This is a genomic window from Stenotrophomonas sp. 2YAF22, assembly GCF_052114665.1.
GTDB classification, from domain to species: Bacteria; Pseudomonadota; Gammaproteobacteria; order Xanthomonadales; family Xanthomonadaceae; genus Stenotrophomonas; species Stenotrophomonas indicatrix.
In genome coordinates this window covers 1-1084 of the sequence record NZ_JBFRFE010000919.1, presented here as the reverse complement: position 1 = coordinate 1084, position 1084 = coordinate 1, and the positions used below count along the sequence as shown (strand labels likewise).

At 69.8% G+C, this 1084-nt stretch carries 1 protein-coding gene; it reads left to right on the top strand.

Annotated elements, in window-relative coordinates:
* Nucleotides 1-154: 154 nt before the first annotated feature.
* On the top strand, nt 155-1084 hold a 930-nt coding region (locus AB4Y84_RS22250), incomplete at its 3' end, for a glycosyltransferase (RefSeq protein WP_442251006.1).

The window sequence follows — 1084 nt, the reverse complement described above, 5'->3', positions numbered from 1 at the left end:
GGGATGGCAGTGCGGTCATGCGGTGCTGGATCCTGTTGCGCGCGCCCCGTGCGGCGGGGGCAGATGAGGCGGGATTGTCCCACGCGGTGCGTCGGCAGGAGCGCGGACGAACACAGCGATGTCGGCATACTGGTGATTCACTGCGGAGGCTCCAATGCGACTGCTGGCCCTCACCTACGGCACCGAAGGCGATACGCGCCCGCTGGTCATGCTCTGCCATGGGCTGATCGCGGCCGGTCACGAGGTCATGCTGCTGGCCGACGGCGGCACCCTCGACAGCGCGAAGGCCCTGGGCGTCCCGCACGCCGCGCTGGAAGGCGACATCCACGACGAAGTGGTGGCGCTGGTCTCACGCGGCAATGGCGTTGCCGCCGCCAGCACCGGGCTGGCACGGATGGCGCTGCAACACGTCGCCGGTTGGATGCGCCAGGCCGATGCTGCAGCCGACGACTGCGATGCGATCCTGACCGGTGGCCTGGCTGCGTTCGTCGGCATGAGCGTCGGCGAATGTCGTGGTCTTCCGGTGATCGGCGCCGGCATGATTCCGCTGACGCCGACGCGCGCGTTCCGCTCGCCCTTCCTGCCGCCCGGGCGCTCGCCGGGCTGGTTGAACCGGGCCAGTTATGGCCTGGTCAACGGCCTGATCTGGCGACAGTTCCGCGGCCCGATCAACACGGCCCGCCAGCACGCCGGGCAGCCACCACGACGTTCCCTCTGGGCTGGCCTGCCGATGCTGTATGGCATCTCGCCACAGCTGCTGCCACCGCCTTCGGACTGGCCGGCCGACCACCTCGTGTGCGGCCAATGGTCGGCCCCTGCTGCGCCGTGGCATCCGTCGTGCGAACTGCAGGCTTTCCTCGATGCAGGACCGCCGCCGGTCTATCTGGGCTTCGGCAGCATGACCGGCTTCGAGCGCGAACGTGTGCTGCCGGCGCTGTTGTCGGCGCTGGCGCCACGCCGCGTGCTGCTGTTTCCCGGTTGGGTCGGCGTGCCCGACATGACGCTGCCCGACTCGGTACGGGTGATCGGCCCGACCCCGCATGAAGCGTTGTTGCCGCGCTGCGCACTGGCGATCCACCACGGC